The sequence below is a fragment of the Alteromonas sp. DY56-G5 genome (assembly GCF_041414725.1).
GTDB classification, from domain to species: domain Bacteria; phylum Pseudomonadota; class Gammaproteobacteria; order Enterobacterales; family Alteromonadaceae; genus Alteromonas; species Alteromonas macleodii.
Map to the genome: position 1 here is coordinate 30,820 of NZ_JANHZQ010000003.1, position 22,700 is coordinate 53,519.

The following is a 22,700-nucleotide window of genomic DNA, read 5'->3' on the forward strand; positions in this document are numbered from 1 at the left end:
CGGTAAAGGCAACTCGAATCTCAAGGATGGAGGGCGCTGATGACCTCAGCCATAAATGACTATTTCCTTTACGCACTGCTTGGCATTTATGCCATTGGCTTTGTGCGTCTGTTCGTTCAAAAAGTCAATTTACGCAGTGGACGCTGGCTAACGGCAGCGTTTTTGTGCTGGCCTGTATTTATGCTGGATGAGTGGCTCCGTATGGCAAATGCCACAGGGCTGGCTAGTATCTACGGGTTATCAGAAGTATTTGCTGTTATCGCGATTACGTGTTGTTACCGCGCAATAAAACCCATGCTGTTAGCTTATCCTACGGCAAGAAAGCGACTGTGGTGGCCGGTAGTAGTGACCGGCGTTTTTCAGTGCGCCATTCTCCTGATACCCGTAGACGATAAGCAGCAATGGCTCTCATCGTCTCCTCATGGTCAGCCTCTGCTATTGTGGCCTGCCTATATTGCATCACTGTTAACGGGGTTTAGCGTGTTGCTCATAGGTATTCTTATTACCGAGCATATTCAAATGTACCATAGGCACTTACCAGAGCAGGCGGTGGATATAAAAAACCTGAAAATGCCTAGGCTTGCCGGAGTAATGGGAAGCTTGGTTGGCGTTGCGTTTATGAGTATTCTACTTGTGACGGCCGCAACATTCGGCTTCTTCCCTGTTCCTTTTTGGGAAGGGTTTCATCATCTGATGATTGGAACGGCAATTCTAATTGTACTGTTTTCACTAACCTTTATACGACGGACGTCCCCGTCGCCACTCGATTACGAACGCTTAGATGAAGGCAAGGCAACGCCTTATGAAATTAGCAGTATTATTTCTAAAGCAGAACGCTACACCATAGAATCAAAGGCGTACAAGGTTCGCTTCCTTACCCTCAGTGAGTTTTGTAAAGGGGCAGATATCGACCCCACCTCGCTCGCATTGGCCTTGCAACTTACTGAAAAGAAAAACTTTAGACGTTTCATTTTCCACTACCGCTTAGAGTACGCCAAGAATGTACTGCTGCGCAGCGACGCTAAACTTGAAGCCGTGGCAAAACGCATGGGGATAAATTCAGAAAAGTTTTTGAGTGAATATTTCGTTAAACACCTAAACTCCACGCCGCTAAGATAACAAGAGTATTATGCTAGGCGTTGAGTTCGCGTTAGCCACCAAATGCATTTATCAATATTTGATGGGTGAAGGTTTTACGTAAATAAAAGCCGCGAGGACGGGTTTTAATACGCTGACCTTCAGGCCCCAACGCGTCAGTGAGCACTTTCCCGTTTGCCGCCTTAGGACGAATGTGTAAGGCCTCGCCTTGACGAGAGGTGATCGACTCAACCTGTCCAGTTGCAATTTGCTCGACCAGTTCCTCCCAATCGTGTCTCAATACCGCATCTTCGTGTTCATTCGGTCGCCAGTAGAAGCCTGTTGCTACCCGCCTATGGGCCAGCGGAATAGCTCTGTCACCTTCAATTGGTAGCCATAATACCTGCTGCAGTTTGTTTCGCACGTTAGACGTTTCCCATGTAATGCCGGGCGTCATCAAAAGCGGGGCAAAACAGACGTAGGTGGTTTCTAAAGGCGAAAAATGGGCGTCGATGGGAATGGTTTTAAGTTCGATGCCAAGTTCAGGAAAGTCCTGCTGAGGCTTCGAACCTGCACTCGCGCCCAGCCACTTCTCTATCAGCATGCCTGGCCACCCCTTGTGACGTTGTAAATTGGCCGGTATGGCTACATTTGCCATGTCCGCAAGCTCTCCAAGCGTCAAGCCCGCTATCGCATGACAACGAGCTAAAAGGCTATCTGGAGATGACGGGGGAGACGCTGGTGGCTGCATAAATATGGTTAATTTCCTGTTTGAAAAGCGGGTACGAATATTAAGACTATGATTGGAGCATAGTTTGTGGAAGAATGAAAACATATAACAGTATAGTGTGCCCGGGAGTCTATGTGATAGATGCCGATGGATTCCGTGCGAATGTGGGCATAGTGATTTGCAACAAAATGGGTCAAGTATTTTGGGCAAGACGTTATGGTCAACATTCATGGCAGTTCCCTCAAGGCGGAATTGATGAAGGGGAATCTGCTGAACAAGCTATGTACCGCGAGCTTCACGAAGAAGTAGGGCTGACACCGAAAGATGTCACTATTTTAAGTGTTACCCGTAACTGGCTTAGATATAAGCTGCCTAAGCGATTAATTCGACAAGGCAGTAACCCTGTTTGTATAGGGCAAAAACAAAAATGGTTCTTGTTGCAGCTCGATTGTAACGAGCGAGACGTTAATGTACTTAAAACAGGTCATCCTGAATTTGATGACTGGAGGTGGGTAAGTTACTGGTATCCAATAAGAAACGTTGTATCGTTTAAGCGCGATGTATACAGACGAGTAATGAAAGAGTTCTCGCCTGTAGTTATGTCTGCGCAGCATCGGCCTCAACAGCGCCAAAACGCAGCGCCACATAAACGTGGCAAGAAACGCAGGCGTGGATAAGCGTATGCGAAGTTCAGGTACGCAAGAAAGAGGTGTGCAATATTGCGGTGTGCGGAGTAAGCAGCGAGTAAACTGCGAGTAAAAAAGGAAAAACCGGTGAGCCCTCAGAGCCAGCAAGGAACAATGTTAACCACGTTAAAGCGTATCGTGCAGGAAATGAATCAAATTCCTGCTCTCGATACGGCGTTGTTTAGGCTAGCCTCGCGGGTTAAACAGACCCTAGATGTCGATTCATGCTCTATTTACCTTGCCGATTACGACACCCAAGAATTTATCCTTAAAGCCACTGACGGACTACATCCCGATGCAGTCGAGCAGGTACGCATTGGCTTCTCAGAAGGGCTTATCGGGCTGGTAGGTCAGCGGGAAGAGCCTCTTAATATCGTTAATGCTCATAGCCATCCTCGATTCAAACATTACCCCGAAGTTCAGGAAGAAAACTATAACGCCTTTTTAGGTACGCCTATTATCAACCAACGGCGTGTGCTTGGTGTTATTACCCTTCAGCAATCACAAATGCGCCGCTTCAGTGAAGACGAAGAAGCATTTTTAGTCACCCTTGCTGCGCAGCTCGCGTTAGAAATAACCAATGCTGATATTCGCGGGGCTTTGACGCTGTCAAATTCGAACGACAATACTGCGCGGCAAAAAAATGTGCGTGGTATTGCGGGTTCTCCAGGCCTTGCTATTGGCAAGGGAGTGTCTCCAGACAAATCTATTAACCTTAAAAACTGGGTCGTAAAGCGCACGCAATCTCCTCAAGATCAAATTCAACTCTATCGCAAAGGGGTTGAAGTTACGCGAGGTCATGTCGATGCGTTATCGAAGCGGTTAGATGACGGCATTCCCGACGATGTTAAATCCATTTTTCAGCTGTATCATCATCTGCTAGATGCCAACAGCCTTGGGCGGGAAGTAGAAGAAAAAATTCGCCAAGGTTGGGATGCGGCGTCTTCATTGAAAATGGTTGTAGAAAGCTATGCCGCGCGCTTTCAGGCAATGGACGACCCTTACATGCAAGAGCGTGCCATTGATATTGTCGATTTATCCGACCGTATTCTTGCCAACATTTTGTATGAAGCGAATGGCAAAAAGGTTACTGAAAAAACGATAACCGAAGCCAGTATTCTCGTAGCTGATGAAGTCTCAGCGCCTATGCTTGCCGAATTTCCAAGAGGTAAGCTAAAAGGCATTATTTCTATTCGCGGTTCAAATAACTCTCACGCGGCAATATTGGCTAGAGCCATGGGCGTGCCTGCAGTGATGGGCTGTCAAAACGTCACGCCAGCACTACTCGAAGACAAAGAGATTTTGCTTGATGGGTATTCAGGCGAGGTCATTGTATCGCCTGAACGTAACATCAAGTCTGAATTTATACAGCTCATTGAAGAAGAGTCGGCCATCGCAGAGAAAATTGACGCCGAGGCTGATAAACCTTGCGAAAGTGTTGATGGCTGTAGAATGTCTCTTTATATCAACGCTGGCCTTTCAGCTGAAGTCGAACTAAACGCTGAACAAATTGGCGCGGGTGTAGGGCTTTATCGCACCGAGATCCCCTTTATGTTACGCGAGCGTTTTCCTTCAGAACAAGAGCAAGTAAAGCTGTACCGCCAAGTGCTAGAGGCCGCGCCTTCATTGCCTATCACTATGCGTACTCTCGACGTAGGAGGCGATAAGCCACTACCGTACTTCCCAATTAATGAAGAAAACCCATTTTTGGGGTGGCGAGGCATCCGCCTAACCCTTGACCATCCAGAAATTTTCTTGGTTCAGGTTCGCGCCATGCTGCGTGCAAGTGTAGGCCTAAGCAATTTGCAAATTATGCTGCCTATGATCTCCACCGTATCTGAAGTGCAGGAGTCTAAGCGACTAATTAATCAGGCATATTATGAAATTTGTGATGAGATTGCAGAGTCAGGACAAACGTTAACCAAGCCTAAGTTAGGTATTATGCTAGAGGTACCGTCGGTACTTTATCAGCTACCTCAATTAGCAAAGCACGTGGATTTCTTTTCGGTAGGCAGTAACGACCTGACCCAATATCTGCTCGCGGTGGATAGAAACAATACGCGGGTGGCAGGGCTCTACAATAGCTATCATCCTGCGGTATTAGGGGCGCTTTACGACGTGGTTCAAAAAGCCAATCAAAATCAAGTGCCCGTGACTATCTGTGGTGAAATTGCAGGTGAGCCAGCTGGAGCATTACTGCTAATGGGAATGGGTTATCGCCGCCTAAGTATGAACGGCTTTAACTTAAGAAAAATAAACTGGCTTATTAGAAAAGTCACGCTGGATGAATGTAAGCAATTACTGTCATTGGCGCTCACCTCTGTTAGCCAAGAAGAAGTCTTTGTGCACTTGAATCAATATCTTGAAACCAAGGGCCTGGGAGGCCTTATCCGAGCAGGTGCTTAAGGAATGGATCCATTAGTTGTAATAGTTCTCAGCTGCCTTATTTTAGGTTCTGTGGTAGGTGTTTTGGCGGGTATGCTGGGCATTGGCGGTGGGCTTATCATCGTTCCTGTGTTGTCGTATTTGCTTATACATTTCATGGGAATGACCACTGAAACCGTAATGCCAGTCGCTATCGCTACCTCATTATCTACCATCATCTTCACAGGAATGTCGTCGGCCTTCGCGCATTACAAGCTGGGTAATATTCAAAGGCATGTTGTGCTTTACACAGGCTTAGGTATTGCTTTTGGCGCATTTGCCGGAGCACAGATAGCAAGCCATATTTCGGGTGAACTGCTTAAAGATGTGTTTGCGGTGCTGGTTATTTTGATTGCGATGCAGATGATATTTGGTAAGCAAAAAGCCTCAGAAAATGACGCATCAAAAGGTACGCTTGCGACTGTTGGTGGTGGAGCTGGCTTACTAAGTGCACTTATGGGGATTGGTGGCGGTGCATTATTGGTACCTGCGCTGGTATGGTTTCGTGTTAATGTACGGGCGGCAATTGGCTGTGCAGCCTTTTGCGGACTCATTATTGCCGTTTTTGGTACCACGAGTTTTATCGTGGCCGGTTACAATGCGATAGATGTACCAGAACATAGTTTAGGTTATGTGTATTTACCTGCAACAGCTGGTATTGTTGCCACCTCTATGTTTACAGCAAACATAGGTGCAAAGCTTGGGCAGCGAGTAAATGTTCGTGTATTAAAAGCGATGTTGGCGTGCTTACTCGTGTTGGTGAGCATTAGAATGATTTTAGGAATTGAATAAAGTAATGGAACAGAGCAGTTATCTGGTATTTCCCAGTATCGACCCCGTTATCTTCAGTGTCGGTCCGTTAAGTGTCCGCTGGTACGGCCTTATGTATTTGGTGGGCTTTATCGCCGCTTACCTATTGGCACAAAAGCGACTTTCACAAACCAACTGGAGCCGTGAGCAATTAAGCGACCTGCTTTTCTGGAGCTTCGTTGGCGTAATATTAGGCGGTCGAATAGGCTATGTGCTTTTCTACCAGTTTGGTATGTTTCTCGACGATCCCTTGTACTTATTCAAAATTTGGGCTGGTGGAATGTCCTTCCACGGCGGGCTTTTAGGGGTACTAACAGCCTTGTTCTGGCGCGCCAAGTGTATGAACACGACCTTCCTTCGACTAGGGGACTTTGTTGCCCCGTTAGTACCCATTGGCTTAGGTGCCGGCAGAATTGGCAACTTTCTGAATGCCGAGCTTTGGGGACGCACCACGGACGTACCTTGGGCGGTCATTTTCCCCAACGCGGGTAATATTCCCCGTCACCCATCACAGCTTTACGAGTTTGCGCTTGAAGGCGTACTACTCTTTATTATCCTATGGCTATATTCTGCCAAAAAGCGTCCAGTAGGGGCGGTCAGCGGCTTGTTCTTACTTGGTTACGGCACCTTCCGATTTATCGTTGAATACTTCAGAGAACCCGACGCACATATTGGCTTATATCAAATGGGACTAAGCCAAGGGCAACTTCTTTGTTTACCTATGATAGCTTTAGGAATAGGATTAATAGTCCGTGCTTACATGCGCGGGAAAGACCATGTTGAACAGCAAAAAATATAAGAATAACGATGAAAGAATATCTCGCTCTAATGCGCCATGTACGTGATACGGGTGTGAAAAAGGAAGATCGAACTGGTACAGGTACGTTAAGTGTATTCGGCTATCAGATGCGTTTTAATCTACAGGAAGGTTTCCCCTTGGTGACAACAAAGAAGTGTCACCTTAAATCCATTATTCACGAACTACTTTGGTTTCTTAAAGGCGAAACAAACATCGCTTATTTAAAAGAGCACGGTGTGAGTATTTGGGACGAGTGGGCTACCGAAGAGGGCGAGCTTGGTCCGGTTTATGGACACCAGTGGCGCAGTTGGGATCGCGGTGATGGCACATCGGTAGACCAGATTGCCGAAGTGGTTGAGCAAATCAAAAACAATCCAGATTCTCGTCGACTTATCGTTAGCGGCTGGAACCCTGCGGTACTCCCTGATACCAATTATTCTCCTAAAGAAAATGCAGCGATGGGCAAGCAAGCACTGCCACCTTGCCATACACTTTTCCAATTTTACGTATTAGACGGTAAGCTTAGCTGCCAGCTTTACCAGCGAAGCGGCGATATTTTCTTGGGCGTTCCTTTCAATATCGCAAGTTATGCTTTACTGACCATGATGATGGCACAAGTGTGTGATTTAGAGCCCGGCGATTTTATTCATACGCTAGGCGATGCGCATTTGTATTCAAACCATCTTGAACAGGTAGAGTTGCAGCTAAGTCGTGAGCCTTTCGAGCGCCCAACTATGGAAATTAATCCTGAGGTGAAAGATATCTTCGGATTTTCCTTCGACGACTTTACGCTTAAAAATTACCAGTCACACCCACACATTAAAGCCCCTGTTGCCATATAAGGAGTTGCCATGAGTACTCCTATATTAATATGCGACGACTCAGGTTTCGCAAGGCGCCAGATGGCGCGCAGTTTACCTGATGGGTGGGACGTGGATATTTCGTTTGCCGAGAATGGTGAGCAAGCCCTCGCGCTTGTTCGCGAAGGCAAAGGCGATGTGGTGTTTCTCGACTTAAACATGCCGGTAATGGACGGTTATCAAACCATGGAAGCCATTCGCCAACAGGATCTTCCTTGCTTGGTAATTGTCGTTTCCGGTGATGTACAAGCGCAAGCGCGAGAAAAAATGCTCGCTCTTGGTGCCCTGGATTTCATAAGAAAGCCAATTGATAACGAAAAACTCAGCCACATCCTAGCCTCTTACGGGATTTACAGTGGCGAGACGCATTCTTCTGGTGCGAGCTTACAAAAAGCGCAAGACGATAGCGACTCAAATGCCGTTTTAGCCAAGCGCCAGATGAGTAAAGAAGATCAATTAGACGCATGTCGTGAAATGGTCAATATTGCCATGGGACGTGCGGGTGAGAATCTTGCTCAACTACTTGGTGAATTTATTGATTTGCCCATACCAAACGTCAACTTAATTGAAAGCAACGAACTGTCTATGGCGGTTGCGGAAATTAATCGTAACGACAGCGTGTCGGCAGTTTCAAAAGGCTTTATTAGTGAAGGTATAAGCGGCGAAGCACTGGTCATTTTTAACGACACAAACTCTCAAAACATCGTCGAACTATTAAAATATCCGCCTTCGGCTTCCTCAGACAAACTAGCGCTCGAAGCACTAATGGATGTTTCCAATATTCTTATCGGTGCCTGTTTAAACGGTTTATCAGAGCAGTTAAATGTCGCCTTTAGCCACACGCATCCGGTGTTACTGGGGCAGCACCAAGGACTATCAACGCTTTTAAGTGATAACGTGCAGCGTTGGGGCAAGCTTATGGCTATCGAAATAGGTTATGCCATTAAAGCCAGAGATATTTCCTTTGACCTGCTGTTGCTATTTCCTGGTGACGCCATGAACCATATCTATTCTCGGCTGCTCGATGATGACGCTGTGACACAAGACAAGGAAAGTCTATGAATGCATCAACAGACGCACTTTCCACCGGTGCTTTAGTTAATTCTTCTCAAGTACCCGCAGAGCTTCTCGATTCCATTGAAGTGGGCATTGCAGTGCTAGACCGCAACTTCAAGGTTCAAGTGTGGAACAAGTTTCTTGAAAACCACGGTGCAAAGAAAGCGGAAGCAATCATTGGAGACAGTCTTTTTTCTCATTTCCCGGAAATAGAAGAAAAATGGCTGAGAACCAAAGTTGACCCTGTGTTCAATTTGAAGAGCCCTGTGTTTATTATTTGGGAGCAGCGCCCGTACTTATTTAAGTTTGGTTGTAATCGCCCTGTAACCAGCGCTGCAGAGTTCATGTACCAAAATGTGACCATGTTCCCTATTGTTGATAAGCGCGGCAACGTAGAGCGGTTTTGTATGCTTGTTTACGATGTCACTGAGCAGGCGCTCGGTAAGCGTGGAATGGAGCATCTTAACGAAGAGTTGAAAACTGCGAGCCGCGTGGACGGTCTAACTGGGCTATATAATCGTCGCTACTGGCAGGAACGCTTTGATGAGATGCACAAACTTTGTGTGCGTAGAGAAAAGCCAAGTACTGCGCTTATGCTCGATATCGACCATTTCAAACGCATTAACGATACTTATGGTCATCAGGCTGGGGATAAGGTGATTAAGATGTTAGCAGCGCTGATTAAGCGCTGTGTGCGGGAAACCGACCTTGCAGGGCGCTACGGCGGCGAGGAATTTGCCATTATTCTGAATGACTCTTCGGTTGAAGATGCCAAGATAGTGGCTGAACGTATCCGACAATTAGCACAGCGTTTAGTGGTAGAACACGAAGGAGAGTCGATAAGTTTCACTGTTAGTTTAGGCCTTGCACAATTCACTCCTGACTTTAAAGGAGCGTTGGCATGGCTTGAGTGTGCCGATCAGGCGCTTTATGAAGCAAAAGAAAACGGCCGAAATCAATATCGCATTTATGCAGCGCCTGGCGCATTATAGTGCTAGGCGTAGGGTGTTTTTGAGCTCTTGAAAGGTGACAGGCTTCACTAAGTGGTATCGAATACCTGCCTGCAGCGACGCTTCTTTATCGCTTCTGTGGGCATTGGCCGTCAGGGCAATGATTGGAAGGTCAGGGTGACCTTCTTTCATTATTTTAGCGACTTCCAAACCATTCATATCTGGTAAGTTGATATCCAACAGCACACAGTCAAACGCATTTTCACTCACTCTAATAATAGCGTCGTCACCGGTGTAACTCACGGTAACTTCGTGGCCCATACATTGAAGCATATACTCTACCATTTCTGCATTAATGGGCTCGTCTTCTACCAGTAACACGTTGGCCTTTTTCATTGTTTCAACAACTCTTGCGTTACTTGCTGTAAGGTGATGGAGCGCATCTACAAAGCGGTTTCTATCGATGGGTTTAACAAAACTTTGATAGATGGGCAGTTCACTGTTTGCAATAATGTTGGCAATATCTGGGGTTGCTGACAACACAATAACGGGCGGTACCCGTTCACCAAAAATCGCCTTAAGCGTCCTCACTAGTTCAAGACCATTCATGCCCGGCATATACAAATCTGCAATAATGCCTGAAAACTGAAGTATTTCTTCGTGCAGGTTGAGCAAATTCGCACCAGATGAAAACGTGCGTGCACTAAAGCCCTCTTTGGTAATAATTGATTGTAAATGCAGCCTAGATATCTCTAAATCGTCAACCACGGCGAAGGTCGCATTAGACGGTGCTGAATTTGTAGCGGGAAGGTCTTCAATAGGTTTCAGAGGCAGTAAAATTTTAAACTCTGTACCAACTCCAATTGTACTGGTTACCTGAAGTGCCCCGCCCAGCTTATCAACGCTGCGTTTAGCTACAGACAAGCCAATTCCTGCACCCGGGAAGCGTTGGCCAGTTGAGTGTTCGCCGCGATAGAAGCGTTCAAACATGCGTTTTTGCGTCGTCTCATCAATTCCTATTCCAGTATCACTAATTATAATAACGAGAAAAATCCCTTGGTTTTTCACCAAGGTTGTAACGGTGACGTCGATAAGTCCATTAGCTGTAAATTTAACGGCGTTATCAAGAATGTTAACTACCACTTTAGAAAGGGCGACAGGATCCGTTTCTGCGTGATGGGGAACACTGTGACTACAGTGCATATTAAATTCGATTTTTTTGTCTTTTACGCGTACAGAAAACGGCGAGATACATTCGTCGAGCAAGCTGATTAGGTCGACATCTGAAAAGTGCAGGTCGTCTTCAGTGTTATTGGTTAATACATCGGTAAGGTTGTTGGTAAGATTAAGAAGTCGATAGCTAGATTGTTCAGCCTGCTGAATTAGTCTGGTACGCTGCTCTTCCATGTTAGGAATAAGTTCAAGAGCACTGATAATTGCACTTATTGGCGCTCTGAATTCATGGCTAATCAGCTGCAAAAACTCTTTGTTTTGCAAATCTCTATCGTCGTCCACAATGGCAAGTCTCAACTTCGATTTACCAAACTTTTTAGGCGACTTGTTTGCGTTACTTTTATAAAAAAGCCATGCAATAAAATACCAAAGTACAATAACGACTGCGCCCAAAATAGTAGTGAGAAGCATCTTATTGCGCAACGCCTGAATACGCAGTAACAACGCGCTTTCTTCCGCCTGCATGGCTTTGACCATAGGCAGCAGGCTAAATTGCTGTTGAATACGTTGAGTTGCGTCGGCTATCGGCAACTCAATAAGAGTATGAAGTAAATCTAGTGTGGTTTGCGCGACCTGCCGTGCAGACGCGCTAGTCAATCCTTCGTTTGCTTTTGCAAAGTCTCTTTCGGATAAGACTGTGGGCGAGATAGCTTGGCCTGCACTACTGCGAAGGTATTCAGATATACCTTGAACGGTGATCTGTAGCTCGCGCTTTAGAATAGTGTAATTCGCGGGTTCAGAAAACGCGCTGCTCTCCATCCGAAACGTAAATTGATTGATACTAGACTCAGTGGCAAGAATATTGTCCTCTAAATAACTCTGCTGCTTTAAGACTGCTATGAGTGCTTGTTGCTTGCTCATCAGCGCGATTAAAACCGCAATGACAATCATAGCGATCAACAGTGCTGTAACACTCACTTTTGAAAAAGTGAATGTCCGCGAAATTGATGATGATTTGCGCTGCGACTGGCCAGCCTGGTTTGAGCTCACGTTCATCCTTGCAAGTAATATGCGGTAGAGATACCTACCTTAAATGTAGGCAACTAACGCTAACTTGCAAGGAAGTAGAAAAAAATCACGGTGACTCAACGCGCTTTATGTGGTGCCTAATTGAATACAAAAAGCAAAGGCTGGGAATTACCATGACTGCTGTGAGAATAAAGAACAAGCTCCAATTGCCTTCAAGACTATCTACAATAAAGCCGCTGCTAGAAGCGACCAAGGTTCTGCCCGCAACACTCAGGGAGGCCATGAGTGCGTATTGGGTTGCACTAAACGCCCGATTACACAATAGTGAGATAAACGCGACCATAGCAACGGTGCTCCAAGCCCCTGTAAAGCCATCGACAATAACGGTTATGGCTAAAAGAGATGTGGAAGGGCCTGTTTGCGCGATCAGTGCAAATAGTAAGTTAGACGCGGCCATGGCCACACCCGCAATCATTAATCCGCGGTAAATACCGTAGCGAATGTTAACCAATCCACCTAACAGTGAAAACACAATGGTTACCCACCAGTTGAGCAATTTTGAGTAAGTAGCGATATCGCTATTAGAAAAGCCAATTTCTTTATAAAACACGATACTCATGCGGCCTAGAAAGGCTTCACCGATTTTAAATAGAAAAATAAACAGTAAAAACGACGCCGCTAATTTAACGCCGTTTCGATTGAAAAATTCGGCGAATGGCGTGACCAGAGTAGTTTGTATCCAGTGAAAAACGGGAGACTGCTTTGTATCTTTGGCTGTTATCTTTTCAAGCAAGGCTTCGCGGTCAATTTGTGGCTCGTTCGCTAAACACGTGGCGCACATTAATAAAGCCATGAGAGCACCGAGTAAAAGATAAATGTTTGGCCAAGTCCAAGATGTCATGTCAGCCAAGAAGAACGGGATAGCACCAAGCCCGCCATAACCTGTCCACCAGCCGGCGGTGGCGACTGAAGACGCAGCTGACATGCCGTCTTTGTCGTCTTGGGCAATACAGTCAATGCGAAAACCATCAATGGCGATATCTTGCGTGGCTGAGGCAATAGCAATAAGCAAACCGATTAATGCAACATAAAACAAATCTTGGTCTGCAGTGAGTTGAGACATCACTAAGCACAGCAAAACTACACAGCCTTGCATAGCGAAAATCCAACCTCGTCGTTGACCTAGTAGTGGGGGCTTGATTTTGTCAACAAGCGGAGACCAGAGAAAATTAAAAGAGTATGTCGCGAAAATAATGCCGAATAAGCCGATGGCCGAGCGAGACAAACCTTCATCTTTGAGCCAAGCAGATAACACTGAACCAATCATGATCCAAGGGAAGCCACTGGAAATGCCGAAAAGAAATATACTGAGGTATCGTTTGTCGTTAAACGTTTTTAAAGCGTTGAGCAAAACTGCGGCCTTAGGCAAGAATATAAAAGCATATTGAGCCATGAACCACAGTGAGAAGCAATAACGCGTTGAAGTGAAAGTTTTACTATGGACGAATGCCGACGCAGTCGAGTGGGCAATGACCCAAACCTTCAAGGAAATTCACGCAGTTATTTAGTTCATCTACAAGAAACTGGTCGTTAATTAGCTTGTCTTCATTCCAATAATGTACTTGATGAAGTAAATGCCAAAAAACCCGTTCTTTTTGTGTATAGGGCTGCGTTAAGGTGTAATCAATTTGCCCCCATTCTTCCATACTATCCCAAAAGAATAGCTCGATCTCCTCGATAGGAAGCTCTCCTTGCCAAAATGCTCTCAAATAGAAACACAGCTGCTTTGCTTTGTTATCTACGAAATCTTGAACACTCACAAGTAACTCAACCGTTTATGTTTGCTAAAAGTATTATAGTTCATAACAATCTTACTGCTTAGGACAGAGGCTTGCTATTTACACCATTAAATTTAGGTAATTGTTTTGGATACTAATTTAGCGTAATCGGTAAATTATCGAATTACCAGCCTAGGTGGCGAGTCCAACCAATAGTACTATTAGCAACTATTTGAATATGAGGGGGTTTCTGAAACTCCTTTATACTAAAGGCTAATAAATTACTGGGAATAATTATTTGCCGATAGTGCATTTTTAGTGCGTTTTTTGCGCTAATCTTTCGCTTTTGCGTGGTACTGTTTGCCCAATCGTTAAATCCACTTAGTGACAGATCCAATATTGGAAAGCTGGACTGCGCTATATTATCTATAACTAATGTATTCGTTGATTCTTCTGGCCAAAAAGGTGAAATGGCAACGAAGGTGTCTGGATGAAGTTGAGGCTGTTGCTCTACAACGGACAAGTAAGTTGTGGCCAGCATGCCTTGTGCAATGACCATACGGTAACCTGAATTGTCTTGTAAATAATTATTCAATGCATTGAGTTGTAAACCTAGCGCTGAAGTTGCTGATTCAAAATTGAGATACTGCGTAAGTTGATTACTTCTGGGGTGGATATTTTGGGCTGACATAGACGTAGTTTCAGAGTCTGACATGTCGGTGTTTGTAGATTCAACAGGTAGGTTCTGCTGGGAAGTGACATTGACCGGCAAATTAAACGGACTTATCACTACATTCCAGCCTTTTTCAGCAAGCATGTTGGCAAGGCTATTTCCCTGCGCGAGCGTAAGGCTAGAGGGAAAAGGCTCTGTGAGTATGATAGCCACACCCAAAGGTAATGGTGTTTGCGCTTCAATTTCAATAATTGGGGATTCAACTTCCCCAATCATCAAAGGTTTCACTTCTCCAGGCAGATAGGCGTGACTAACATCTGTGAAAAAGTCACAGTGAGCTGTCATAGGCAATAGCGAAACAATAACAGCAAATGTTAAAAGGAGAGCGTGCCTTTTCATAAAATGTGGTTTGCCTTTACCTTAATCTGGATCTATTCAGCTTGGACAGCATCAAATTAATTCGTACATCAAGCGTTATACGAAGGTTATCGGCAGGGTGCGTTAAAACTAAAATGGAGTCTATTGATAAAATTGAGTAGCGTTAAAACGCTATTCAATACTTTCTGAAAGCGGCTTTGGGCGAAACGGACTAAAAGGGATGGCGACATTAAAGTGCAGCCAATGGCCAAGTGTCGGGTGCGTAAAACTCAAGCTTTCAGCATGAAGTTGTAAGCGAGGTGCCATAGACAATGCTTCTTCGTGGGCATAGAGTCTATCACCCAAAATAGGGTGACCCAAAGCAAGCATATGCACGCGCAGTTGGTGAGAGCGACCGGTAATGGGATAAAGGGCAACAAGAGAGTGAGGATGCCCTTTTTCATCCAGTGTGCGCTTAATGACGTCAAAGTGTGTTACGGCTTTTTTACCGCGCTCAAAGTCTACCATTTGCTTTGGCCTGTTTGGCCAGTCGCAAATTAGGGGAAGGTTAACTTCTCCGCTGTCTTGTTCTACATGTCCATGAACTCGGGCGAAGTAGCGCTTTTTAGTTTGACGTAACTCAAACTGTTTCGAGATATGGCGATGGCTATCTTTATTAAGCGCCAGCACCAAAATACCCGAAGTCGCCATGTCTAAGCGATGCACTACTGTGGCGGTGGGGTACACACGGTTCACCCGGCTAATCAGTGAGTCGCGGTGCTCTAATGCTTTGCCCGGAACGCTCAATAGCCCGCTAGGTTTATGCGCAACCACCATGTCCTCATCTTGATACAAAATATCAAGATAAGGTGTCATCGGTGGGTTATAAACAAAACTTGGGTTCGCCATTATGTACTCGTTACTTCACAGTCGCTTTTGAATGTTTAACCTTTCGAGGTTACGGGTTATTTACCACAATACGAATGGCGTCCAGCTGAACATCTGCATCCTGAATAACTTTATCAAGGGCGTTCATTTGCGTTTCAATAAACTCAATTTCGCTGTCACGTACTGCTGGATTACGCTTTTGAAGATCGCGCAAGCGCTGTATTTCTTCGTTAAGCGTGCTGTGCATGCTGTTAAGTGCGTCGTGTTGCTTTTGGTTAGCTTGCTGATGGGCAAGCTTACGCGCCTTTTCAATGGCAAGCTCAAGCGGCTGTTGCAAGGCTTTTAGAAGCTGAGCCGAGATCTTACGTCCAATTTTACGCTTAACGTCGAAGCTTAATTCAGACGGGTTTCCTTGCGCATCTAAACACACTCGCACGGGCGTTTGAGGTAAGAAGCGGCCCAACTGAAGCGCTTTAGGCGCTTGCGCCTGCAGCACAAACAACGCCTCAACCCAATAAGCGCCTTTTGGCAAAGACGGCTCGGCAATGAAGCCCATGCTGCTCTTTCCGTGTACGTCGGTGAGTACTACGTCCATGGCGGTATGCACAAGTGGATGATCCCAACTTAAAAACTGCACGTTTTCTAGCGTGGTGGCAACACGGCGCTTGTAAGTAACCGTCATGCCTTCTGGGTCAAGACCTGGAAGCTGGCTCACCATCGATTCAGTTGGCATAAGAATAAAGCAGTCATTGCCTTTTTCATCCTGCTGAACACCGATAGCATCGAAAACGCGACCCATAAAGCGCGACAAATCTTGTTCGCTATCAAGGGTAATAATGTCTTCAAGCAGTTGTTCTACGCGGCCCTCTCCCGAAGCATTAAGCTCTAGAAGACGATCGCGACCGGCTTCAAGCTGCGCTACGAGCTGGCTATTAAGCGTAACACTCATGTTCACTAGCTCGTCACGCGCGCTCATATCGTCAGGGTGTAAGCACGCACCAATAAGCAGAGGCTTAACGTCGTCGAATACACCAGAGCCCGTGGGGCAGGTCTTTTCGAAGGCATTCAGCCCTTCATGATACCAATCTAGTAATACGTGCTGCGCGGTTTTCGCTAAATACGGCACGTGAATTTGTACGGTTTGGGTTTGGCCAATACGGTCAAGACGACCAATACGTTGTTCAAGCAGATCTGGCGTAATAGGCAAATCGAACAGCACCAAATGGTGAGCGAACTGAAAGTTACGGCCTTCGCTACCAATTTCACTACACAGTAGAATTTGTGCGCCGTCTTCCTCATCAGCAAAATAATGAGCCGCCTTGTCGCGCTCCACAATGCTCATGCCTTCGTGGAATACACTGTGGCGAATACCGGTTTGCGTGCGAATAACCTCACCTAACTCTTGCGCTGTACGGGCGCTTGCGCAAATAAGCAGAATCTTTTCTGGCTTAACGCTTTGCATGAAATCAAGCAGCCATTCAACGCGCGGGTCTTGCTTGGTCCAGCTGTTAACCACGCTTGCCATACGTTCAGGATACAGTGAATAGGTTAAGTCGCCGCCGCTCACTGCATCTGAATAAACCTCGGGCAAAGCCAATTCATAAGCGCTTAATTTACGCATCGGAAAGCCTTCGATATTGGCGCGGCGGTTTCTAAACAGCATGCGACCTGTGCCGTGACAATCGATAAGTTGATGCAGCAACGCATGGCGATGTTCCGGCGAGCTTAAATCACCCGCATGTTCCATTACGTCAGGCGCGAATTCAGCCAGTTTGCTGCGTTGTTTGTCGTTAGGCTCGGCGTCTGAAAGTAATGGCGCTACCGCATCGGCCAGTTGGCTGTATTTCGATTCTTCATCTAAGAATGCATCGTAGCTATGGAAGCGAGCCGGGTCGAGCAGGCGCAAGCGGGCAAAGTGGCTTTCGTGACCAAGTTGATCAGGCGTTGCGGTAAGCAGTAATACACCAGGTGTTTGGTTTGCCAGCGCTTCCACACACAGGTATTCGGCAGAGCAAGCCTCACTTGACCACGCAAGGTGATGGGCTTCATCGACAACCATTAAATCCCATCCTGCAGCTTGAATTTGCTGCTGGCGTTTTTCGCTCTTGCTTAGGAAGTCGATACTGCAAAGTACCAGCTGGTCGTTTTCAAATGGATTCACAGCGCTCGCGTCAGATATTTCGTCATCTTGTAAGCCTTCGCTCTTCTCTATAGCCTCGCAGCGACTTTCATCGTAAATGGCAAAAGGAAGGTTAACGCGGCGAAGCATTTCAACTAACCATTGGTGTATGAGCGAGTCTGGAACCAAAATAAGCACGCGCTCTGCGCGGCCTGTTTTAAGCTGCTGGTGAATAATCAACGCGGCTTCAATGGTTTTACCAAGACCTACTTCATCGGCAAGTAATACGCGAGGTGCGTGTCTGCCGCCTACCTCTGACGCAATGTGGAGTTGGTGCGGAATAAGCGATATGCGCGCACCTGCAAGACCAATGGTGTTTGAACGTAAGTAATCATATTGATGATCTAAAGCACGCTCGCGCAAATCGAACCATTTAGGGTTGTCTAATTGCTGACTGAACAGGCGCTTTTCAGGTTGGTTCAAGCGAATGTGGCTGTCTAGCATGGTTTCAGGTAATCGCGCTTGCGCTTTGGTGTCTTCGCGAAGCCCGTGATAGATGAAAAGATCTTGGCTTTCTTCTTTTTCAGTAATGGTCATTTCCCAGCCGTCTTGGCTTTTGACCGTTTCGCCAATTTCAAAAATTAGTCGCGTAAGCGGCGCATCTTGCTTAGTATACTTTCGCGCTTCGCCTGTTGCTGGATACAACACTTCGACAGAACGGAAGTCGCTACCAATAACGACACCTAACCCCAGCTCTATTTCTGTGTTGCTTAACCAACGCTGACCAACTGAAAATTGACTATCTGAACTCATAAATCACCAACCTATTTTTCGGGGGGCGGTATTGTACGCATTGCGTTGTGATAAGTCATTAATACTAGCTCATTTGATTTGCGGTTGCAGGTGGGGGGATTGAGTACCTATGCCCTGCGTTAACAAGACGATTAGCACTAGTAGGCCTTCTTTGCTTCACAACGAGAATGCTGGTAGCAAAAGAGTAAGAACGTTGACGTGCCTATCAGGCTTGCTTTGTCACAGGGTTGGCGTAAAACTGTCGTATCACTGACCATGGATATTTCTTACTGTTAACCGCGTTACGTTTTTAACGTATGTGAATCGCAGCTAACAGGAGGAAGCGCGAGATGGATATGAAAGTAGACAGTCAAAAGCTTATACAACTTCGCAATGCTAGGGCATGGAGTCAGCAGCATCTGGCAGATGTGTCTGGATTGAGTTTGCGTACTATTCAGCGAATTGAGAAAACACAATCTGCATCACACGATTCAATAGGCGCACTTGCTTCAGTTTTCGAAACGACGCCCGATGCGCTTTTAATGGGTGAAACCCACGCTACAACAAGTCATGCTCAAGGGCAGCCAACCTCGCAAACTTCTACTGCGGGCGAGAATGCCGCAGCTCATCATTCAGTTAAGCTGCAGGGTGACCGGCCAACGTCGCTGAATCCCCAACATGTTCTTTGGATCACGCTAGCGCTCGCCATCAGTTTGTTTGTTGCTATTTATTATGCGCAAACGGTCAATGCGAACAATGGTAGCAACCAAGTAATTGAAGAAGGTAAGCCAGTTAATGTCAGTAGCGAAGTCCTTGAAGATGCAACAAGTTGGCTGGAACTTATCGACAGCGGTGAATATGAACAAAGCTGGAAAGAGAGTGGGGCTATTTTTAGAAGCGGTATTTCAATAGCTAAATGGACCGAGGCTATGCAGCTAGTCAGGGAGTCATTGGGGGCAGCCAAGTCGAGGGAAATCGCGTTAGCACAAGCGCCAACTTCACTGCCGGGATTGCCTAAAGGGAACTACCTAATTTTGTCGTTCACCACTGACTTTGATTCCCAGACCACAATGAAAGTAGAGACCCTTTCTATGGTGGAAGTTGATGGCGAATATAAAGCAATAGGCTACTTCATTAAGTAGCCTACTCAGGTAACTGGTACAAAGTTTCAATTCCTTGAATGGCTTTGAAAGCATCATCGCTCGTTGCATTGTTGATGGCTTTGATAAGTTCAGGTGCATTGTAGGGCTCTAACAAGGTTAAGAACGTCGCTGTGCCAGGTGGCATGCCACTATTCACTGCTTTTTGAAGTCGCTTCCATACGGTGAACAGCGACTCCTCACCTAACGTTTTTTGTTGCACCACGCTGTCGATGGCGCGGTGCATTATCATCCCGCACGAATAATAAAGATTGAAGTGCCCGTTTTTATAAGCACGAGCCAGCGTAGTCTGTGCCAGCCCTTCAGTACAGCTCTCGAAAGCGCGGGTCATTCGGCTTTCAACATAGCTATTGGCGTCTTCGTAGAGGAAGTTCATGGCGATGGCCGCAAAGTAGTCGGCGCTACCCTCGTGCAGCCAAGACTGCTCCTCGTTTTCTGATACACCTTCAGTACTGCCAGGCTGATATAAATGGGCGACTTCGTGAGCAAAGAACCAAAGTGTTTGGTTAACAAAGCTGCTGTTATCGGCCTGCTCATTTAAGTCTTGTCTGTTCCAATGCATAAATATCTGGTTAGGTAGTGTTCCGCCTTGTGTAGAGCGATCGTCTACGTTTGCGTAAGAGGCAAATAACATGGGCTTTTCGCCCTTAAGCGGATTAAGAGAATGGGAGAAAAGCGCCATCATGTTGGGTATATCTTCTTCTAGCGAAGCTTTAATGCTTTCAGGAAGCCCGGGATCAATTAGGGCAACCACATCATCGGTAATAATTGGCTGTTGCTTACCCACATACACGACTCTTCCATCATTGTTATCTGTCCACGACACGCTGCTTTTCACTACTTTGCCATTCAGCACTATGTGTTCATCACTGGGAACATTGATTGTCAGGTGCCATTTATTATCTTCTTCAGTACAGGCATTAGCACAAGCAAACAGTCGCCCAGAGTGAAAGGCATTTCCACCATCAGAAAAAGGAGAAAATGGCGCATAATCTTTGCCCAAATGTTTATAGGTGGGCGTCAGTAAAAATGACACGGTAGAGAGGGACTTGCCTGACTTAGAGCGCACAAGTTCTTGGTGTTTGACGTTATCAAAGACGATTTCTATGTCGTTGTCTTGCGCGAACCAACGTGTTGTTCTTGATGTATCTGGGTTTCTAACAAAAGCCAGTGTTTTGGCTGGCGTAGTTAATGTGTAAGTGACTACCCATTTTTCAGACGTGTCAGCCGTGCTTTTCTCAACCTTGATTAGAATGGTAGAAGGGGAAGAATCATTGAGCGCTTGGCTATTCGCCCATGCAATTTCAACGTTAAAGCACGCCAGTAGCGCTAACGTCATGCTTATGGCCGTTTTTATTTTTGTGATGTTAAGCCAATTCATAGCTGATCTTTCCCTGAGTGTTATTAATTTAAACGCATCCACTTTATTGAGGTGTTGTGGCATTGGGTTAGCACCCGTGTTTAATTCACCGCTTCAACAAATACACCTTAGCCTATTTGGGTATTAAAAACGCAGCTAAAACTGCGCTAACTGTAGTTAAAGTGTGAGCATTTGTTACGAACCAAGTATGCCAGTTTCTTGTTTAATGCAGAATGGGAGCGCTGTGCTATCTCATATAACGTGAAGGGACTGTTCGTCGCTTCTCACTTGCTCTAACGAAAAATAAAAAAGAAAAAACAGTGCTAATTCTCAAAAACTGGATTAAGGTGGAATCAAGGGTTCGCTAATTTAACAAACGAACCTTTGAGGCAGAAAGAGTAGTACTGCTTCTCAGTCGACGCGAGTAGGGGAAGAAGTCCTGTTTCGAGCGGCATTCTCCTACAACCGTAACTGTAGCTTGTTAGCGCGTGCGTTCATAAACGAACAATACGTCTAACCTGGCTTTATTTACCGGAGTGAAGGATGCCAAGAAAAAATTCTACCGATACTAAGATTTACGTCCTCGATACCAATATTCTGCTGCACGAACCTCACGCTTTTCTCTCCTTTAAAGAACATGACGTTGTTATTCCAATGACCGTATTGGAAGAGCTCGACTACATCAAAGACAGCAAAAAAGACGTGGCGCGTGATGCACGGGTATCCATTCGGGCTATGGAGGATTTGCTCCACGACGCAACGCCAGAAGATATGCTAGCGGGTGTATCGATGGAAGGGTTGGGCGCGGGTCAAACGGCACCTACAGGGAGTCTGTCTATATTTGCCGACCTTAATATGGTCGAAGCCCAGCAAGTCTTTACCAGCAATGAGAATGACAACCGCATTATTAACGTAGCGCTGCACTTGCAAAAGACGTTCGCGCCGCAAAAAGTGGTGTTGGTTACCAAAGACTTAAACATGCGCCTTAAAGCGAAAGGGGCAGGCCTCGCTCATGTTGAAGACTACCGCACCGACCAGCTAATTACTGACATCAAATATCTATCTCGCGGGTTTCATACCTTTGAAGGTAATTTTTGGGACAGCGTAAAAAGCGTGGATAGCCGCAGCGAAGGGCGCGACACCATTCACACTATTCCCAAGTCTATGTTGCCAGAAGCGTATGTAAACGAGTTTTTGCTCGACGAAACTAAACAGTTTGCAGGTTTAGTAGAAGAGATCACCGACGATCATTTAGAGGTGCTGGATTTAGGCTATGAACGCTTGATGGGTCGTCATGCCTGGGGCATCACACCCAAAAATATAGGGCAGGCCATGGCGCTCCATGCGCTGCTAGACCCACACATTGATATGGTTATTCTCACAGGCCCTGCCGGTAGTGGTAAAACGCTCCTTGCGTTAGCGGCAGCCCTTGAAATGGTGGTAGAGCGTAACATGTATGACAAAATCATTGTCACGCGAAGCACGCCGGAAATTGCTGAGTCCATTGGCTTCTTGCCGGGAACGGAAGAAGAAAAAATGTTGCCTTGGTTGGCAGCAATTACCGATTCTTTGGAAGTACTCCACAAGCACGACGAAAATACCAAAGGTTCTATGAATTACATCATGGAAAAAGCCAACATTCAGTATAAGTCGGTAAACTTTATGCGAGGCCGAAGTATTCAAAATGCGATTGTGATTTTGGATGAGTCGCAGAACTTAACCGCGTCACAGCTTAAAACCATCATCACACGCTGTGGTGAAGGAACAAAGCTGATAGTGGGCGGTAACCTCGCGCAGATTGACAGTAACTATCTGAGCGCAGTGACATCGGGGCTTACTTACTTGGTTGAGAAGTTTAAAGACTTCTCGGGCAGTGCCACCATTAACCTAGACGGCGTGGTAAGAAGTCGTCTTGCGAGTTTTGCTGAAGAAAATCTATAATCTAAGATAATGCGTAAATTGGCAGTATTGTTTTTATA

At 46.0% G+C, this 22,700-nt stretch carries 18 protein-coding genes; 10 read left to right on the plus strand and 8 right to left on the minus strand.

What is annotated here, in order from left to right; genetic code table 11:
* Positions 1–39 precede the first annotated feature (39 nt).
* Complete coding sequence (locus tag NO989_RS02020) at positions 40–1,119, plus strand: AraC family transcriptional regulator (RefSeq protein WP_061439409.1); 1,080 nt, start codon at positions 40–42, stop codon at positions 1,117–1,119.
* Positions 1,120–1,150: 31 nt separating this feature from the next.
* Here NO989_RS02020 and mutH read toward each other — a convergent pair whose 3' ends face one another.
* The gene (gene mutH, locus NO989_RS02025; RefSeq protein ID WP_039224444.1) at positions 1,151–1,828 is read right to left on the minus strand and encodes a DNA mismatch repair endonuclease MutH; all 678 of its coding nucleotides are present in this window, start codon (positions 1,826–1,828) and stop codon (positions 1,151–1,153) included.
* Positions 1,829–1,941: 113 nt separating this feature from the next.
* Here mutH and rppH point away from each other — a divergent pair, with 113 nt between their 5' ends.
* The 7 genes from rppH (at position 1,942) to NO989_RS02060 (ending at position 9,434) form a co-directional block, all read left to right on the plus strand.
* Positions 1,942–2,484: an RNA pyrophosphohydrolase gene (rppH, locus tag NO989_RS02030; RefSeq protein ID WP_014948179.1), complete on the plus strand. Its 543-nt coding sequence runs from the start codon at positions 1,942–1,944 to the stop codon at positions 2,482–2,484.
* Between the two features lie 123 nt (positions 2,485–2,607).
* Positions 2,608–4,899 carry a phosphoenolpyruvate--protein phosphotransferase gene (gene ptsP / locus NO989_RS02035; protein WP_039224899.1) on the plus strand — a complete coding sequence of 764 codons (2,292 nt, stop codon included), beginning with the start codon at positions 2,608–2,610 and terminating at the stop codon, positions 4,897–4,899.
* A gap of 3 nt (positions 4,900–4,902) precedes the next feature.
* Positions 4,903–5,709, plus strand: coding sequence for a sulfite exporter TauE/SafE family protein (locus NO989_RS02040; protein WP_061439411.1), 807 nt, complete (start codon positions 4,903–4,905; stop codon positions 5,707–5,709).
* Positions 5,710–5,713: 4 nt separating this feature from the next.
* Positions 5,714–6,526, plus strand: coding sequence for a prolipoprotein diacylglyceryl transferase (lgt, locus tag NO989_RS02045; RefSeq protein WP_269351423.1), 813 nt, complete (start codon positions 5,714–5,716; stop codon positions 6,524–6,526).
* Between the two features lie 8 nt (positions 6,527–6,534).
* Positions 6,535–7,368: a thymidylate synthase gene (locus NO989_RS02050; RefSeq protein ID WP_014948183.1), complete on the plus strand. Its 834-nt coding sequence runs from the start codon at positions 6,535–6,537 to the stop codon at positions 7,366–7,368.
* A gap of 9 nt (positions 7,369–7,377) precedes the next feature.
* A complete protein-coding gene (locus NO989_RS02055) occupies positions 7,378–8,448 on the plus strand; it encodes a response regulator (protein ID WP_278344003.1) in 1,071 nt (356 codons plus the stop codon).
* Entirely contained in the window at positions 8,445–9,434 is a 990-nt protein-coding gene (locus NO989_RS02060) for a diguanylate cyclase (RefSeq protein WP_278344002.1), read from the plus strand. The genes NO989_RS02055 and NO989_RS02060 overlap by 4 nt, the downstream gene beginning before the upstream one ends.
* Here NO989_RS02060 and NO989_RS02065 read toward each other — a convergent pair.
* The 6 genes from NO989_RS02065 to rapA form a co-directional block, all read right to left on the minus strand.
* Entirely contained in the window at positions 9,429–11,615 is a 2,187-nt protein-coding gene (locus NO989_RS02065; protein ID WP_371341978.1) for a response regulator, read from the minus strand. The genes NO989_RS02060 and NO989_RS02065 overlap by 6 nt on opposite strands.
* 85 nt (positions 11,616–11,700) lie before the next feature.
* Positions 11,701–13,047, minus strand: a complete 1,347-nt coding sequence (locus tag NO989_RS02070; protein WP_278344000.1) for an MFS transporter — start codon at positions 13,045–13,047, stop codon at positions 11,701–11,703.
* A 43-nt stretch (positions 13,048–13,090) separates the two neighbouring features.
* Positions 13,091–13,414 (minus strand): hypothetical protein, encoded by a 324-nt coding sequence (locus NO989_RS02075; protein WP_014948188.1) that lies wholly within the window; start codon positions 13,412–13,414, stop codon positions 13,091–13,093.
* A gap of 142 nt (positions 13,415–13,556) precedes the next feature.
* Positions 13,557–14,444 (minus strand): DUF3530 domain-containing protein, encoded by an 888-nt coding sequence (locus tag NO989_RS02080; RefSeq protein WP_278343999.1) that lies wholly within the window; start codon positions 14,442–14,444, stop codon positions 13,557–13,559.
* A 150-nt stretch (positions 14,445–14,594) separates the two neighbouring features.
* A complete protein-coding gene (gene rluA / locus NO989_RS02085; protein ID WP_278343998.1) occupies positions 14,595–15,311 on the minus strand; it encodes a bifunctional tRNA pseudouridine(32) synthase/23S rRNA pseudouridine(746) synthase RluA in 717 nt (238 codons plus the stop codon).
* A 49-nt stretch (positions 15,312–15,360) separates the two neighbouring features.
* Positions 15,361–18,222 carry an RNA polymerase-associated protein RapA gene (gene rapA, locus NO989_RS02090; RefSeq protein ID WP_371341979.1) on the minus strand — a complete coding sequence of 954 codons (2,862 nt, stop codon included), beginning with the start codon at positions 18,220–18,222 and terminating at the stop codon, positions 15,361–15,363.
* Between the two features lie 329 nt (positions 18,223–18,551).
* Between rapA and NO989_RS02095 the strand changes: the two genes are divergently transcribed.
* Positions 18,552–19,343, plus strand: a complete 792-nt coding sequence (locus tag NO989_RS02095; protein WP_371341980.1) for a DUF4019 domain-containing protein — start codon at positions 18,552–18,554, stop codon at positions 19,341–19,343.
* Position 19,344: 1 nt separating this feature from the next.
* Here NO989_RS02095 and NO989_RS02100 read toward each other — a convergent pair whose 3' ends face one another.
* Positions 19,345–20,742 (minus strand): hypothetical protein, encoded by a 1,398-nt coding sequence (locus tag NO989_RS02100; protein ID WP_371341981.1) that lies wholly within the window; start codon positions 20,740–20,742, stop codon positions 19,345–19,347.
* 522 nt (positions 20,743–21,264) lie between these two features.
* On the opposite strand from NO989_RS02100, the gene NO989_RS02105 reads away from it, so the two are divergent.
* Positions 21,265–22,662 carry a PhoH family protein gene (locus NO989_RS02105; protein ID WP_014978266.1) on the plus strand — a complete coding sequence of 466 codons (1,398 nt, stop codon included), beginning with the start codon at positions 21,265–21,267 and terminating at the stop codon, positions 22,660–22,662.
* Positions 22,663–22,700: the final 38 nt, after the last annotated feature.